We start from the raw sequence: 15,647 nt of genomic DNA on the forward strand, positions 1-15,647 counted from the left end.
GCCGCAGAATGTCGTGATTATTTCTTATACTGCACCCATAAAAAAACCACCCGAAGGTGGTTTTTGAAACAATAAACTAAATCTTATTGTTTAGCATAAATGCTGATTTCTACACGACGGTTTTGTTCACGGCCAGATGCAGTTGAGTTATCTGCGATTGGGTTAGATGAACCAAAACCTTGCGCGTCGATACGGCTAGCAGATACGCCTTGGCTAGCTAAATAACTACGTACTGATTGAGCGCGTGCTTGTGATAATGGAATGTTAATTGAATCATTACCAGTGTTATCAGTATAACCTGTTACAAGAATTGCACTCTTGTTATCTTCAGCCAAAGTTTGAGCAACTTTGTTTAAAGTTGAGTAGAAGTTTGGCTTGATGTTTGATTTGTTTGTATCAAAAGTAATGCTACCAGGCATAATTAATTGAACAGAACCATCTGGATTACGGCCAACGTCTACGCCAGTACCAGCCATTTGTTGACGTAATTTTTTCTCTTTTTGGTCAAGGTATAAACCACTAGCACCACCAAGAACTGCACCAATTGCTGCAGCACGGTTGTTTTGACGGCTAGAGTTTGCACTTGATTTAGAAATACCGTAACCAGCTGCTGCGCCGATTAATGTACCTAATGCGGCTTTATCGTATTCAACGCCACCAAGGTTGTTACCTGTTGTTTGACAACCAGAAAGTACTACTGCTGCCCCTACCACTGTTGAAATAACTAATGCACGCATTGCATGCCTCCTCACTTTGAGTGTTTTGTTGTTGAGTGAATAATGAAACAAAAAGGAAGTATAAAACATTGATATTTTGTTAATAATAAACAGTTTAGTTATGTTTTTGTAATATTTTGATGCACTTTAAGATGCTACCTCATCACAATTTCTTCATTGTTGTCTAAGATATCGTTGTATTTCATATTATGACAGTTATAGTTGAACAACTTTTCTATGGATTTTAGACATTCGGGGTCATTCATATGTCAACTGCACCCAATAAGCAATCTGCGCTAAAAAAAATTACACGTGGACTCACTGTAGGTACAGTCATTACAGGAAGTACGTTTTTTCATGGTCCACCTGTTCTTGCACTAGGTCTGACTAAGCTTTTAAAAAAATCATCTAAAATAGATGAAACCAATATTCAAATTACAAACAGCTGGTTAGGGGTAAATAATTGGTTAATTGACCATGTTTTACCAAATCTAAAATGGGATATCACGATTGATGAGGGGCTTGACCTAAATATGCAAGGTCGTTATCTCATGACGTGTAACCACCAAAGTTGGGTTGATACGACGGTGAATCAATATTTTGGTTTAACCCGTATGCCACTCACCCGTTTTTTTACCAAATGGGAACTCATCTTTATTCCTTTCGTTGGGCAAGCTTTTAAAATTCTTGGCTTCCCGATGATGAAACGTCACACAAAAGAACAGGTTGCAAAGAATCCTGAACTTAAAGATCGTGACATGATGGAAGCACGTAAAGCTTGTGAACAGCTTTTAAGTCAGCCCTTCACATTATTGAATTATTTAGAAGGTACTCGTTTTACTCAAGAAAAACATGACCAGCAAAAATCGCCATATAAGCATTTGCTTAAACCAAAAGCAGGTGGCTTGGCACTTGCCTTGAATATTTTGGGTGACAAAATTGATGCCTTAGTTGATATGACAATTGTCTATCCTAATGGCGTTCCTGGATATAGCGATTTCTGGCTCGGTGATGTTTCAAGAATTGCAGTAAATTTGCGTAAAATTGAAATTCCAGACTGGGTTCTTGGTGGAAACTATGAACACGATGCGGTTTACCGTGAACGTTTCCAACAATGGGTGCATGAAATCTGGACCGAAAAAGATCAACTTATTGAGCAAATGAAATCTCAATATACCTCTACAAATATTTAAGAAAGCATCCGTTATTATGCAAAACAGCGCTGGGAAAAAAACGAAATATCATCATGTAGATCCAAACAGCCTTTCGTTTAAGCTGTTTTTGATCTATGACATCTTTATGGTGTTTATTATTATTTTTAACCTGTTCTGTCTTGCGACTAATTTCTTTTTAATGAGCAGTATTGGGGCATGGTTCTTTGAACACATTCATTTGCCTCAGATATTGAGCTTTTACCGTAATTCATTACACCCGTGGGTGATCACATCAGAAGCTTGGTTTATTGGTTTTTTAATTGTTGAGCTGCTCGTGCGCTGGAGCATTGCAATCATCAATAAACACCATAAACGTTGGTTCTTTTTCCCTTTTATTCACTGGTATGAAATTTTAGCCATTATTCCTCAGCTTCGTTTTCTACGTTTGTTCCGAGCTGGGATTATTGCTTATCGTTTACACGAAATGGGCTATCGAGTTATTCCAGAAAGCTGGAGAAAGACTGGTTTATTTTACTATCGCGTTGTCATGGAAGAACTTTCCGATCGTGTTGTTATTACAGTGATTGATGGCATTAGATATGAACTTCAAACCAGTTCTAGCCATAAACAGATTATTCACGACTTAGTTAATCATCATCGTGAGCAATTTACTGCTACCCTAACAGCATTATTACAAGAGTCTTTAGCGACTGCTTTAAAAGAACAAAAACCGGCAATAACAAAAGGTGTTGGGAAAATTGTAGATCAGGCCATAGTAGATACACCTGAGCTAACCCAATTATTACGCTTAATTCCTTTAGTCGGTGGTCGTATTGAACAGCAAATTCAGAGTATTGGCCAAAGATTAGGTGAAAATATTAGTGCAGGTTTAATTGAACCTTTAATTGAGGGATCACCAAACAGTCCGAATTCTACTTATCAATTAATTTCTCAAAAAGTGAGTGAAATAAATATTAATAATCGTCAGCTTGAGCAATTGGTTGAATCTGTCGTGTTCGAGACACTGGAGTCTGTACGAAAACAGGTCAAGGTAAAACAATGGCAACAAACGCTTGCGGAGTATGATCGAATCAAAGAATAAGCATTTACTTAATTTTTTATTAAACACGCTAGAGAATTGGCACGATTTGTTCTAGCATTTGCTCTATTTACAATAAACTTAACGATATTACAGCTCGTTTTAACGCCTTGAAGGAAGACTTATGGCTGATATCCGGATTACCGGCAGAATGGTTAACTTTAGCAGGATAACCTTCGATACCAATGATCATGATGTGATCCGCCAGCAATTATCAAATATATTAAATGAAGGTTCCTATCAAGGAACTTTAGTGATTATTGATAGTACGGTTGAGCAAGAGTTAATTGCATTAATTCAACTTCTGGTGAGCTTGGGTCTACAGCCTATGGCGGTAATCGACGGTATTTTAGGAGATGAAGCTCGCGCTATTCAATTCCCTGTTTTACCGGCAGATCAACCATTACAGCGTATTAAAGCCACAACAGAGCAAGTCGCAATTGTAGAAAAACCTGCTACCGCTCCTGCATCATCTTCAGCAGAAACAAAAAAACCACTAAACAAGATAGCGGTTGCTCATATTACCTCTTATCATGATGAAATTTTACGTACAGGCCAATCCCTCGTACAAGATAACGGCGATATTATTTTAAAAGCTGGCATGAATAGTGGTTCTGAAGTGATTGCATCAGGAAATATACATATTTATGGCACAGTTCGTGGTAGAGTCATTGCTGGTGCGGGCGGGCACGCAGCTGCACGCATTTTTTGCCAATCTTTAGAGGCTGAGCTCGTTTCCATTGCCGGAACGTATTGTGTCGCAGATGATATCCCTAAACATGTGGTAAAAAAACCAGTACATATTTATTTAAATGAAAAGCAAGAGCTTGAATTTGAAGCGATTGAACTTTAGTTTATTAAGCAAATCACCAAAAAACAGCCCTTTTAAGGGTGAATGACCATAATAGGAGTGGATTCGGTGGCCAAAATTGTTGTCGTAACATCAGGCAAAGGTGGTGTAGGTAAAACTACAACGAGCGCATCTTTTGCAACAGGTTTAGCCCTTCGTGGTCATAAAACTGTTGTGATTGATTTTGATGTAGGCTTACGTAACCTTGATTTAATTATGGGTTGTGAGCGTCGTGTTGTTTATGATTTTGTCAATGTGATTAACAACGAAGCACGTCTGCAGCAAGCCCTTATTCGCGATAAAGATATCGAAAACCTTTATATTTTACCGGCTTCACAAACACGTGATAAAGATGCGTTGAGCGACGATGGTGTTGCTCGTGTTATTGATGAGCTATCTCAAGAATTTGATTACATCATTTGTGACTCACCTGCTGGTATTGAACGTGGTGCAATTTTAGCCATGTATCATGCAGATGAAGCAATCATTGTAACAAACCCTGAAATCTCTTCAGTACGTGACTCTGACCGTATTATTGGTATGTTAGATAGCAAAACCAAAAAGGTTGAACAAAACGAAGGACGTATACGTAAACATTTATGTATTACACGCTTCAACCCTGAACGTGCAGACCGTCAGGAAATGCTGACCATTGATGATATTTCTAAAGATATTTTACGCGTACCGACATTAGGTGTTATTCCAGAATGTCCAAGTGTATTACAAGCATCAAACGAAGGTAAGCCAGTAATTCTGTATTCAGAAACTAAAGCTGGTCAGGGTTATGATGATTTGGTTGCTCGCTTTCTTGGTGAAGACCGTCCTTATAGACACATCACAGCTCAACCTAAAGGCTGGTTAGCACGACTATTTGGAGCGTAGATATGGCAGGATTCTGGAGTAAATTATTTAGCAGTGACGAAAAGCCATCAAGTGCTCAAACTGCAAAAGATCGTTTAAAAGTTATTGTTGCTTCTGAACAAGGTTTAGGCCGCCGTTTAAGCCAAGACAAGATTGATCAGATGAAGAAAGAAATCATGCAAGTGGTTAGTCGTTATGTCAGCGGTGTAGGTGAACAGCATATCCAAATGCAGGTTCGCTCCGAAGCTAATATCGAAATGTTAGAAATGAATATCAATTTACCTGAAGAACGATAATTCTATTTCTGACTATTCAATAAAACAGAATCAAGGCAAAATAACGCAAGTTATTTTGCCTTTTTTAAAACTGAGGAGATTGTCATGGCATTATCACAGCCAGCAACTTTCAATGAAGAATGGTCCGATGAGCGTGTTTTTGCCTACCTCAACCAACTTCCGCCAGCGGGTGTGAACGCAGATTTTCATGTGCTCTACCATGCATTCAAACATATGCGTCCAACAGACTATGAACGTCTTTTGACTCAATTTATTGCGGACGGACGCGATATTAATGCCAAAGACCCTGAAGGCCAACGCATCCATGATGTGATTGCCAAATTTCCGCGTCAATCGGCACCATTTTTAGAAGTTCTAGCAAAGTTTGCTTAAGCTTTTTTTATTTGAATAAGACTGCATAATCTATCTTAGTAAAACTTAAGAGATAGATTATGTGGTTTATTCAATTTCCTAAATTATTTACATTTATTACAAATAATCTTAAAGTCATCAACACCATTTTATTCTAAATATAAATTTATGAACCCAGAACCTATTAATTTAAAACAAACACAACCCATCCAATCAAATCATATAGAAAATTTAAAAATTATTAGTGTTAATAAGTTTATCTTTCTATCCTTAATTTCCTTTGGTTTATACCCAATTTGGTGGATGTTTAAAGCATGGCGATTTTTTCTAATCAAAGATAATTTAAATATTATGCCTGCTGCTCGTGCAATTTTTTCTATATTCTTTTTATATTCACTATTTAATCACATAAAAAACTACGCCAAAGAACAAGGGTATACTAATGATTTCTCTTCAGGTTGGATGTATTTAGCATATCTAATTACATCTTTACTAGCTAGCCTACCCGATCCTTACTGGCTTATCTCTCTATGCAGTATTATATTTTTAATACCAGCATTTAAAGCGTTGAACTATGCACAAAAACAATTAAATACGACAATTGAGCAAGAAAAATTCAATACACCTCAAATCATTTTAATCATTATAGGATCTATCATGTGGCTACTGATTATTGTCAGTTTTATTATATTATTTCTATATAAGTGATCTAAAATTTAGCAATTAAAAAAAGCCTCTTCAAGAGGCTTTTTTCTTATCTAAATTTACCGATTACCAATGAGGAAAATACCAAATACGGTAAAAATACCACCTGAAATACCATCAATCCATTTTGAAAAATTACGATAAGCTGATCTAAAACTTGGTAATGAAAAAATAAAAGTCACAAAGCAGAACCATAAAATTGTTTCGACTGTGACAATAATAAAGAGCAGCCAATGAACCTGATCAAGTTGAGGGTTGGCTAAAAATAAAGAGAAAACACTACCAAAATAAATAACAGCTTTAGGATTTGATAGATTGGTTATCAGGCCTTTAATAAAAAATAGATAAGGTGCTTTTGGTAGCTCTACAGCAACATTATCTTCTTGCTGATTTTTTGAAAATGCCGAACGTAACATCTGATAGCCTAACCAACATAAATATAAGCCACCGGCGATGAGTAAACCTTGTTTTAACCAAGCCATTTTCTCAAAAATAAGGTTTAGTCCCATCAGTGCTAAACAAGCCCAAAACATAACACCTGCTGTGATACCACCCACCACTAACATAGCATCTTTACGTGATCGACTAATCGCTGTTTGAGATACAAGAAAAAAATCAGGTCCTGGAGTAATAAGTGCACAAAAATGGATAAAAGCTAAAGTAATTAGAGCAAGTAACATGTTTTCCTCCAGATTTAATTCGTTGTTATTTATTTAGGAAAAATACATTAGCATTTTTTACTATACGTTAAAATCTTTAAGTCATTTTATAAATAGATCAGTTTATTTAAATTATAAAAAAAGCCTCCAGAGAGGCTTTTTTTAGGGATAAGTTCTTAAACTAAAATATCTCGCTTACCATTAGGTCCCATTGCGCTCACAATGCCGTTCTCTTCCATTTGGTCAATGATACGGGCAGCACGGTTATAACCAAGGCTAAATTTACGCTGTAGCGACGATGTAGAAGCTTTACGAGTTTCTAAAACGAATGACACACATTGATCATAAAGTGCATCACGGTCAGAACCACCCTCACCCTCTTCAAAACCACGTGAAGTCGGTTCTTCGTCAAATGGAGTCAAGATTTCGTCGACATAATCTGGCTCACCACGTTCACGCCAAGCATCACAAATGCGGTTGACTTCATCATCACTAATGAATGCACCATGCACACGCTCAGGCTCGATTTTACCAGGCCCTAAGAACAGCATATCACCATGACCGAGCAAATCTTCTGCACCGCCTGCGTCCAAGATAGTACGCGAGTCGATTTTACTGTTTACACGCAATGCGACACGCGTTGGAATATTGGCTTTAATCAAACCGGTAATGACATCAACAGATGGACGTTGAGTTGCGAGCAATAGGTGAATACCAGCAGCACGAGATTTTTGCGCTAAACGCGTAATCATTTCTTCTGCTTTTTTACCCACCTGCATAATCATATCGGCAAACTCATCCGCAACAATCACAATAGATGGTAATGGTGTTAAACGAGGTGCGCGTTCTTGTGTCGCCGAATCACTTGGTTTCCAAGTTGGGTCAATGAGATCTTCCCCATTCGCAATTGCTTCTTCAACTTTACGGTTGTAGTCACTTAATTTACGAATCTTTAAGAACGACATCAGCTTATAACGACGTTCCATTTCATTCACACACCAGTTCAACGCGCTTACTGCATCTTTCATGTCAGTAACGACTGGAGTTAATAAATGCGGAATATCATTATAGTTTGCAAGTTCAAGCTGTTTTGGATCGATTAAAATCAAACGCAACTGGTCAGGTGTATATTTAAGCAACATCGATAAAATCATCGAGTTTACCGCAACCGATTTACCAGAACCCGTTGTACCCGCAACTAGCATGTGTGGGGCTTTGGCTAAATCAGTTAATACGGGATTACCCGAAATATCTTTACCCATCGCCATACTAATGAGTGCACTTGGATCGCGATATGTTGGCGTTTCCAAAAGTTCAATCAAACGCACCATTTCACGAGCACTGTTTGGTACTTCAATACCAATATATGGTTTACCAGGAATGACTTCCACTACACGAACAGAGGCCATCGACATTGAACGGGCTAAGTCACGTGAAATATTGGTTACCTTAGATGCTTTAACACCCGGTGCTAAATCCAATTCAAAACGGGTAACTACTGGCCCTGGTTGAGCTTCAACCACTTGAGCCTTAACATTAAATTCTTGTAACTTAATTTCAAGTAATTCTGATAAACGCGAAAGCTGCTCTTCAGTGAAGTTAACTTTCTTATTCGGATCAACCTTATCAAGTAGATCAAGACCTGGCAAAGTTGGTAAATCCAAACGCTTCTTGGCAACCTGCATTGCACGAGACATTGGTCGACCAGCTGCATCTGTTAATGGCGCATCTAAATCGAAATCATCTTCATCAATATCAAGATTTTCTTGAGGTTTCCCAGCAGTTTCCTGCCATGCCTCAATAAACTCTTCTTTTGAAAGTTTATCGGCCTGAATAGTCGTTTGAATAGGAGCTTTTACAAATGCTGAAGATTGCGCATAACTACTTGCTCTGACAGGTTCAGCGGGCGCAATATCTTCATCTATTAATAAATCATCAAAGTCTTCAAAAACTTGTTCATTTGCTAAATTTTTAGGTGACTGATTTACATTCGATAAAGGTGAAGAAGTTTCATTAGCAATATTCACAGATTGCGAAGTTGGTTCTGCTTCTACATGTTGATCTTGAACAAATGGTGTATGTACATCTGTTGCAGTTTTACTGTTTGGAACCGCAGCAAGTAACTCATCAAAAATTTCATCATCATTCCAGTCAAGACCATGTAGGTCTTGTTTAGCTGCAGGTTGAGTTTGATGAACTTGTGAAATAGTTTGCTGGAATTGATCATGAGCAGGGGCTTGTTCTGTTGAATCATCAGCGGCTCTTAAAAGTGCATCAATTTCTTGCTTATGACTCGCATCATCACGTTGTAAAGCACGCCATACTTCACCCGTAGCCACTAAACGTTGGCTATCTTTTTCAAGCTTATGGGCTTGCTCAAGCGTATGTTCAAAGTTTTGAGTATTTGCAACTGGCTCAACTGCTACAAGTTCAGGTCGGCTCTGCTCTTTCGCTAATACATCTGCAAATAACCTTTCAGCAACCGCATCATGTCGTGTTGCTGTAGGTTGTGATTGAGTAGTTTCAGATTGAACTGGCACTTCTTTTTCATCTGAAGCATTGGCCTCAGCGTTTTGTGCAACTTTAACTGCCGCTGTTTTATTAGCAGGCTGAGTTGTTAAGTCATAATCCGATTCGTTTGGTGATACGTTTTTATAAAATAAATCTTGTAAATAGCTTGGTGTCGCTTTGAGCGTAACCCATGTTTTGCTCCATTGCACCCCAAATGCAAGAGTAAACAAAACCACTCCGAAAACGAGTAAGAATAAAGTCGCGCCGTAAATTGTTAGCAATTGAGATAGGCTTTGACCTAACTCGTAACCAATAATTCCCCCAGCCGCATTATCTAAAGTATCTGCCGGCACATTCCAATGTAAATAAAGCAGGCTAGACACAACCAAAATTAAAAAGAATTGTGCAGCATAACGAAATGGGCGGTTTAAAAAACTATGTGGCCACCACACTTGTATTGCTTCAATAAAAAGGAAAATTGGAATAAGCAAACTTGCCCATCCTAAAAAACCAAACAGCAAATCTGCAATCCATGCGCCAGCAATACCACTTGCATTGGATACTTGCTGAGTATCACTGGAAATATGCATCCAGCCCGGATCAAATGGTGTATATGTTACTGTTGCCAGAAACATATAAATCCCAAAAGAAACCAAGAATAATGTCATCAATAAGCGCTGTGCATAAACACTCGACACCGCAGTCATATACTGTCCTGTAACCCATTTAATTATTGGTTTAGAGATGTGAAGAACTACACTCTAGATCTTCAACGAATGAACTTTATATTATGCACCTGTTCTTACAAAAAAGGTGCATGATTCTTTACAGTTGTTGTTAACATGAGGCACTTCTATATTGTTATATAACTTAATTCGATTGACCTGATCAATATTATCCACATTGATTTAACGCTATTGATCGGCAAATTCACGTATAATTTTCAAAATTCTCGAAATAAATAAGGATACCCTCAATGAGTGCTCGTCATTCTCGGTTAATTATTCTCGGTTCTGGCCCTGCGGGCTATAGTGCAGCTGTCTATGCAGCACGTGCAAACCTTAAACCTACTTTGATTGCAGGTTTACAACTAGGTGGGCAACTTACAACAACAACCGAAGTTGACAACTGGCCGGGCGATCCTGAAGGTTTAACAGGTCCTGCATTAATGGATCGTATGCAAGCACATGCTGAACGCTTTGGTACAGAACTCGTCTATGACCATATTAACGAAGTGGACTTAAACGTACGTCCTTTTGTTCTAAAAGGTGATATGGAAGAGTACACATGTGATGCTTTGATTATTGCAACTGGTGCTACAGCTCAATATCTTGGCCTAGAGTCTGAACAAAACTTTATGGGACAAGGTGTAAGCGCATGTGCAACATGTGACGGTTTCTTCTACAAAAACCAAAAAGTAATGGTTGTAGGTGGTGGTAACACTGCTGTTGAAGAAGCGCTTTATTTATCAAATATTGCTTCACATGTAACGCTAGTACACCGCCGTGATAGCTTACGTTCTGAAAAGATTTTGCAAGATCATTTATTTGCCAAAGAAAAAGAAGGCAAAATCAGCATTATCTGGAATCACGAAGTTGAAGAAGTATTGGGTGACAATACTGGTGTAACAAGTGTTCGCCTTAAATCAACTCAAGATGACTCTAAGCAAGACGTAGAAGTTCATGGTCTATTCGTTGCAATTGGTCACAAACCAAATACCGGAATGTTTGATGGTCAATTAAACTTACGTGATGGCTATATTCAAGTACAAAGCGGTACTTCTGGTAATGCAACAGCAACTTCTGTAGCTGGTGTTTTTGCTGCTGGTGACGTCGCTGACAGCATTTATCGCCAAGCGATTACTTCTGCTGGGTCAGGCTGTATGGCGGCTCTTGATGCTGAAAAATATCTAGATAATCTTTAATTAATAGATTTCTAGAGTTTAAAAACAGCCGTTCTTATAACGGCTGTTTTTTTAGAATAATGACTAGCTGACATATATTAATTTTTATAGCATAACCTTAAAGCTGATCTTATTTTATTTTTATGAATACACTTCCACTTTCTCAATTCATTTTCCCAGACCCTATTGAAGCCGATCCAGATGGTCATGGTTTAATTTGTATTGGAGCTGATCTCTCCCCTTCTACCCTATATGAAGCATATACCCATGGATTATTTCCGTGGTTCAATGAAGATGAACCCATTTGTTGGTGGAGCCCTGAGCCTCGTTGTGTGATCTACCCTCAAAATTACAAGCCAAGCAAGTCACTCCTTAGAAACATGAAAAAACATGATTATACAATTACGGTTAATCATGCCTTCGAAGAAGTCATTCGCTCATGTTCTCTACCCAGAAGCTATGCAGATGAAACTTGGATTAGCGAAGATATTATTCAGGGTTATTGTGAGATGTTTAATGCTGGCTATGGATATAGTGTGGAAGTCTGGGATCAAAACGAACTTGTCGGAGGTCTATACGGCATTACGATTGGCAAAGGATGCTTCGGTGAATCAATGTTTAGTAATGAAACTGATGTTTCAAAAATGGCTTTTTATACATTAATGCTGATTGGACAAGAAAATCAGCTCCCTTGGGTAGACTGCCAGCTTGTAAATAGTCACTTAATTAGCTTGGGAGCCTGTACACTTTCTCGTCAAGACTACTTAAAATCGTTACAAGATGTAATTATTCACCCCTCTATCAATTGGAAAAAGTATCAAGAACGTGTATTTTCAAGTAAAACAATAGCGTTAGATGCAAAATTAATGGAATGATAACAGGAGGGACCAATCATGAAATCATATCACCCGAAGTCCCTTTTAAATGATCTGCAGTATTATATTACTCCACCTCATGATTGCAGCTACCTAGAAAATAAATCGGCGCGCATGGTGTTTTTAGACCCTATTCATCGGATTGATGTGGTCACTCTTTCAGAACTTTCTCGTTTAGGATTTCGCCGTAGCGGTGACTTCGTTTATCGTCCTGAATGCCATTTATGCAGACAATGCTTATCTTGTCGCGTTCCAGTTGCCGATTTCCAAATGAACAGCATGCAAAAAAAAGCGTGGAAAAGGAATCAAGATCTGACCATGACTGTCTTGCCAACTCAGCAAGCTGCTCAAATTCATTATGATTTATATGAACGCTATATTAATGAACGCCATGCTGATGGCGATATGTTTCCTCCTAGCTTAGATCAGTTTGAAAAATTTTTAGTACATAGTTGTACAGATAGTTTCTTTTTAGAGCTTTGGAAAGATAACCGTTTAATCAGTGTATCTACCTGCGATCTAATGGATGATGGACTGTCGGCTGTTTATACTTTCTTTGATCCAGATGAACATCGTAGATCACTTGGTGTGTACTCTATTTTGAACCAAATCGAATATGTGAAATCGCTTGGTTTAGAATATCTTTATTTAGGTTACTGGGTGCCACACTCAGCCAAAATGAATTATAAGTCGCAATATACCCCTTTAGAACTTTTACTAGATGGGCAATGGCGCCGCTTAAACAGATCCTTATCGCCCGACGAAATTCAACAGTTAGGTACGTCGCTTATGACAACATTACCTTCTGAATGGAATAATTTAATTATTAAATAATTTTGATCTAACTTTCTTATGAAAAGCACTCAGATCAAAATTTAGAATAAAGAAGCAAAATCATCTGTACAGGTTTTTACCATAATGACTGCATGTTCCCGCCCCCCTTCTGGGGTAGGATAATAATTGCGACGCAGGTCAATTTGGTGAAAACCTGTTTTTTCATATAAACCGATAGCAGCTTTATTACTTTCACGAACTTCTAGAAATATTTGTACTGGTTGATTTTTTAATTGATCAATTGATGCATTTAATAATTCATATCCAAAGCCCTGACCTTGCATTTTAGGATCAATGGCCATGAGCAATAAATTTGCTTCATCTAGTACTGGTTGTAAAATACAAAACCCAACGACTCTATTTTGTGACTCAATGACAGTGCATTGATAAGAATTCAAAGATTCTACAAATTGCTGTCTTGACCATGGGTGTGTTTGCACTGATTTTTCGATTTGTACAACAATATCAACATCAGTGTTTTGCATAATACGAATCATGGGTTCAGCACAATCAAAGTTTTAAAGTAATGCGTATTATAAAAACTTCACAAGAAAAAACGAGTAAAAAAAAGGACAATTAAATTGCCCTTTTTTACCATCTTTTTTAGAGACCTAGTTTTTCACGCCAAGTTGCTAACAGCGCTGTAGTATCAGAATCATTTGGATGAAATTTTGGTCTTAAGAAATCAAGTAACTCTGGAATTTGACGTGTCATAAAACCTTTACGACCATACATAAACTTAAGCATGTACTTCGTATCTTTCCAAGTTAATTTATCATCAGTCTTGAGTAACTTGGCAGTAAAATAAGATTGAGTTGCAAAGATTAATGCCATTGCAATAATCAAAGCTGCTGAGCGCATAAAGTAAGCTTTCGGACCTTGCCCATACATGCTTGTGTACACATCAAATGCCACAGCTTTATGTTCATTTTCTTCAACTGCATGCCACATCCATAAATGATACATCGTGTCATCTTGGAACATCGCTTGAATTTCAGGATTTTGTAAAAGTTCAGCTGCAATGGTAGACGTAAAATGTTCTAGCGCACATGTTCCCGTCAAATCAATCATTTCTTTAGTATAGCCAAAAGGTTTCATTAATTTGGTTACAACAGCCGTACCCATCTTAATGACTTTTCCTGTTTGCTTTTCCATATGGCGGACATCATAACCATAAGCCTGCGCTGAAGCATTAAATGCTAAATGCTCTTTCGAATGCATCGCTTCTTGACCAATAAAAGCACTGATTTCTTTTTGAAGATTTGGATCAGCAAGCTTTGGATCATTGCGAACAGCACGAGTACTATTTACAAAAAACTGCTCACCTTCTGGGAAAAGGGCCGATAATGCTGTCATAAAATGTGTTAATGCTGCATCATAATTTGCCCAATAACGTGGGACCTGAGCAAATTCAAAATCCATACGACGCACAGGGAAACTAGCGCCAGCACGATTGGAAATATTTACCTTAGCATTCATCTCAGACTCCTTTTAAGTGAATAGCTAATTCACATATAACTTTATTTATTTTCTTAATATTTATAATCATACGTCTTTCGATGTACCAATTAAGTGCAGATGAGGACAGAGAAATATCAGATGAGGTCATTAATACCCCCATAAAGGTGCATAGACTTACTTATAGTTATGGTTAGCAAATAATACTTAAAAAGAAAAAAGGGCTACTCATGAGCCCTTTCAAATCAACATAGATTTAAATTACAAACCTAACTTTGCTTTCCATGTTTTCAATAGACCAACTGTATCTAGGTCATTTGGATGAAAACCAGGTTTAAAGTAAGCTAGCATTTCTTTAGCCATACCACTAATAATGCCCTTAGATGGGCTATATCCATATTTATAAATTACTGATAGTTCATTTAAATTCAACTTATTGTCTTGCTTTAATAAACGAAGTACAAAAGATGATTGAATCAAAAAGATTAAAGTCATCGCAAATACTAGTGAACTCGTACGTAAAGCATAAGCTTTTATACCTTTACCAAATACACCCTCGTACACATCAAAAGCTACAGCTTTATGCTCATTTTCTTCAATAGCATGCCAATACCACATGGTTGACATTGTTTCGTCTGTCATCAACTCTTGAATGTGCTTATTAACTAATAACTGTGAAGCTATAGTAGCGGTAAAATGTTCAAGTGCTGTTGTAGCTGTCAGGTCAACCATTTCTTTGGTCATACCAAAAGGTTTAACAATTTTTACAAAAGCTTTAATTGCTGTTTGAATCGCCGTGTCAGTAAACTTCTCTAATGTTTCTACATCGTGACCAAACTTTTGAGCAGAAGCATTAAAATTTACATGCTCTTGAGTATGCATTGCTTCTTGCCCAATGAAGGCACTAATCTCTTTTTGTAATGCTTCATCATCTTTAATAGATCGGTGATAACGTACAGCACGTACACTATCTATGAAGAATTTTTCACCTGCCGGAAACAAGGCCGACAATGCTGTCATAAAGTGTGTGAGTCCAGCAGAACCATTCATCCAATATTCTGGTACATCATTAAAGTCAAAGTTCATACGACGTACAGGAAAGCTCGCCCCTGCGCGATTCGTAATATTCACTTTAGCATTCATACCCAAAGCTCCTTATTAAGTAATCCAAATTACTCAAACTTTATTGTTCGTTTTCTTGATTCTTATCATACAAATTTCATAAAAAGGATTAAGGGTAAATAAGGACATTGAAATATCAGTTAAGGCCAGCTTTTATAGTGATTGTTAGACAATTAAATATAAAAAAAGCGCTCTAAAAAGAGCGCTTTTTTTCACTGAAAGTGATTATGCAGTTACTTTCGCAACAACACCA

The 15,647-nt window shown here is 37.6% G+C and carries 16 protein-coding genes; 10 read left to right on the forward strand and 6 right to left on the reverse strand.

Annotated elements, in window-relative coordinates:
• Positions 1–83: 83 nt before the first annotated feature.
• Positions 84–737 carry an OmpA family protein gene (locus tag I7H67_RS17160; protein ID WP_151767738.1) on the reverse strand — a complete coding sequence of 218 codons (654 nt, stop codon included), beginning with the start codon at positions 735–737 and terminating at the stop codon, positions 84–86.
• A 245-nt stretch (positions 738–982) separates the two neighbouring features.
• Here I7H67_RS17160 and I7H67_RS17165 point away from each other — a divergent pair, with 245 nt between their 5' ends.
• The 7 genes from I7H67_RS17165 (at position 983) to I7H67_RS17195 (ending at position 6,035) form a co-directional block, all read left to right on the forward strand.
• The gene (locus I7H67_RS17165) at positions 983–1,909 is read left to right on the forward strand and encodes an acyltransferase (protein WP_198308419.1); all 927 of its coding nucleotides are present in this window, start codon (positions 983–985) and stop codon (positions 1,907–1,909) included.
• A 16-nt stretch (positions 1,910–1,925) separates the two neighbouring features.
• The gene (locus I7H67_RS17170) at positions 1,926–2,972 is read left to right on the forward strand and encodes a preprotein translocase subunit SecA (protein WP_111856008.1); all 1,047 of its coding nucleotides are present in this window, start codon (positions 1,926–1,928) and stop codon (positions 2,970–2,972) included.
• A 121-nt stretch (positions 2,973–3,093) separates the two neighbouring features.
• On the forward strand, positions 3,094–3,822 hold the full coding sequence (gene minC / locus I7H67_RS17175) for a septum site-determining protein MinC (RefSeq protein ID WP_004641649.1): 729 nt from the start codon (positions 3,094–3,096) through the stop codon (positions 3,820–3,822).
• 66 nt (positions 3,823–3,888) lie between these two features.
• A complete protein-coding gene (gene minD, locus I7H67_RS17180; protein WP_004794144.1) occupies positions 3,889–4,701 on the forward strand; it encodes a septum site-determining protein MinD in 813 nt (270 codons plus the stop codon).
• A 2-nt stretch (positions 4,702–4,703) separates the two neighbouring features.
• Positions 4,704–4,976: a cell division topological specificity factor MinE gene (gene minE / locus I7H67_RS17185; RefSeq protein WP_003653273.1), complete on the forward strand. Its 273-nt coding sequence runs from the start codon at positions 4,704–4,706 to the stop codon at positions 4,974–4,976.
• Between the two features lie 84 nt (positions 4,977–5,060).
• Complete coding sequence (locus I7H67_RS17190) at positions 5,061–5,348, forward strand: PA4642 family protein (RefSeq protein WP_003653274.1); 288 nt, start codon at positions 5,061–5,063, stop codon at positions 5,346–5,348.
• A gap of 147 nt (positions 5,349–5,495) precedes the next feature.
• Positions 5,496–6,035, forward strand: a complete 540-nt coding sequence (locus tag I7H67_RS17195; RefSeq protein ID WP_198308420.1) for a hypothetical protein — start codon at positions 5,496–5,498, stop codon at positions 6,033–6,035.
• A 56-nt stretch (positions 6,036–6,091) separates the two neighbouring features.
• Here the strand turns inward: I7H67_RS17195 and rhtC are convergent, their stop codons facing one another.
• Together rhtC and I7H67_RS17205 are read right to left on the reverse strand one after the other, a co-directional pair.
• The gene (gene rhtC / locus I7H67_RS17200) at positions 6,092–6,712 is read right to left on the reverse strand and encodes a threonine export protein RhtC (RefSeq protein WP_111856004.1); all 621 of its coding nucleotides are present in this window, start codon (positions 6,710–6,712) and stop codon (positions 6,092–6,094) included.
• A gap of 155 nt (positions 6,713–6,867) precedes the next feature.
• Positions 6,868–9,909, reverse strand: coding sequence for a DNA translocase FtsK (locus tag I7H67_RS17205; RefSeq protein WP_198308421.1), 3,042 nt, complete (start codon positions 9,907–9,909; stop codon positions 6,868–6,870).
• Between the two features lie 269 nt (positions 9,910–10,178).
• Between I7H67_RS17205 and trxB the strand changes: the two genes are divergently transcribed.
• The 3 genes from trxB (at position 10,179) to I7H67_RS17220 (ending at position 12,814) form a co-directional block, all read left to right on the forward strand.
• Complete coding sequence (gene trxB / locus I7H67_RS17210; protein ID WP_004794149.1) at positions 10,179–11,126, forward strand: thioredoxin-disulfide reductase; 948 nt, start codon at positions 10,179–10,181, stop codon at positions 11,124–11,126.
• A 122-nt stretch (positions 11,127–11,248) separates the two neighbouring features.
• The gene (gene aat, locus I7H67_RS17215; RefSeq protein ID WP_013198772.1) at positions 11,249–11,980 is read left to right on the forward strand and encodes a leucyl/phenylalanyl-tRNA--protein transferase; all 732 of its coding nucleotides are present in this window, start codon (positions 11,249–11,251) and stop codon (positions 11,978–11,980) included.
• Between the two features lie 18 nt (positions 11,981–11,998).
• Complete coding sequence (locus I7H67_RS17220; RefSeq protein ID WP_005303129.1) at positions 11,999–12,814, forward strand: arginyltransferase; 816 nt, start codon at positions 11,999–12,001, stop codon at positions 12,812–12,814.
• Between the two features lie 41 nt (positions 12,815–12,855).
• Here the strand turns inward: I7H67_RS17220 and rimI are convergent, their stop codons facing one another.
• From rimI to I7H67_RS17235, 3 genes are all read right to left on the reverse strand, one after another.
• Positions 12,856–13,311, reverse strand: coding sequence for a ribosomal protein S18-alanine N-acetyltransferase (gene rimI / locus I7H67_RS17225; protein WP_198308422.1), 456 nt, complete (start codon positions 13,309–13,311; stop codon positions 12,856–12,858).
• Positions 13,312–13,417: 106 nt separating this feature from the next.
• Positions 13,418–14,293: a metal-dependent hydrolase gene (locus I7H67_RS17230; protein ID WP_198308423.1), complete on the reverse strand. Its 876-nt coding sequence runs from the start codon at positions 14,291–14,293 to the stop codon at positions 13,418–13,420.
• Positions 14,294–14,533: 240 nt separating this feature from the next.
• Positions 14,534–15,415 (reverse strand): metal-dependent hydrolase, encoded by an 882-nt coding sequence (locus tag I7H67_RS17235; RefSeq protein WP_198308424.1) that lies wholly within the window; start codon positions 15,413–15,415, stop codon positions 14,534–14,536.
• Positions 15,416–15,647 lie beyond the last annotated feature (232 nt).

Origin of the sequence: Acinetobacter sp. ACIN00229 (assembly GCF_016106645.1) — a bacterium.
Lineage (GTDB): Bacteria > Pseudomonadota > Gammaproteobacteria > Pseudomonadales > Moraxellaceae > Acinetobacter > Acinetobacter oleivorans.

Bases quoted from the DNA above. Each gene is read 5' to 3' on its own strand.
- minE (WP_003653273.1), top strand. From the start codon at position 4,704: ATGGCAGGATTCTGGAGTAAATTATTTAGCAGTGACGAAAAGCCATCA.
- I7H67_RS17190 (WP_003653274.1), top strand. From the start codon at position 5,061: ATGGCATTATCACAGCCAGCAACTTTCAATGAAGAATGGTCCGATGAG.
- I7H67_RS17160 (WP_151767738.1), bottom strand. From the start codon at position 737: ATGCGTGCATTAGTTATTTCAACAGTGGTAGGGGCAGCAGTAGTACTT.
- I7H67_RS17165 (WP_198308419.1), top strand. From the start codon at position 983: ATGTCAACTGCACCCAATAAGCAATCTGCGCTAAAAAAAATTACACGT.
- I7H67_RS17230 (WP_198308423.1), bottom strand. From the start codon at position 14,293: ATGAATGCTAAGGTAAATATTTCCAATCGTGCTGGCGCTAGTTTCCCT.
- minC (WP_004641649.1), top strand. From the start codon at position 3,094: ATGGCTGATATCCGGATTACCGGCAGAATGGTTAACTTTAGCAGGATA.
- I7H67_RS17170 (WP_111856008.1), top strand. From the start codon at position 1,926: ATGCAAAACAGCGCTGGGAAAAAAACGAAATATCATCATGTAGATCCA.
- I7H67_RS17195 (WP_198308420.1), top strand. From the start codon at position 5,496: ATGAACCCAGAACCTATTAATTTAAAACAAACACAACCCATCCAATCA.
- I7H67_RS17235 (WP_198308424.1), bottom strand. From the start codon at position 15,415: ATGAATGCTAAAGTGAATATTACGAATCGCGCAGGGGCGAGCTTTCCT.
- rimI (WP_198308422.1), bottom strand. From the start codon at position 13,311: ATGATTCGTATTATGCAAAACACTGATGTTGATATTGTTGTACAAATC.
- rhtC (WP_111856004.1), bottom strand. From the start codon at position 6,712: ATGTTACTTGCTCTAATTACTTTAGCTTTTATCCATTTTTGTGCACTT.
- I7H67_RS17205 (WP_198308421.1), bottom strand. From the start codon at position 9,909: ATGACTGCGGTGTCGAGTGTTTATGCACAGCGCTTATTGATGACATTA.
- trxB (WP_004794149.1), top strand. From the start codon at position 10,179: ATGAGTGCTCGTCATTCTCGGTTAATTATTCTCGGTTCTGGCCCTGCG.
- aat (WP_013198772.1), top strand. From the start codon at position 11,249: ATGAATACACTTCCACTTTCTCAATTCATTTTCCCAGACCCTATTGAA.
- I7H67_RS17220 (WP_005303129.1), top strand. From the start codon at position 11,999: ATGAAATCATATCACCCGAAGTCCCTTTTAAATGATCTGCAGTATTAT.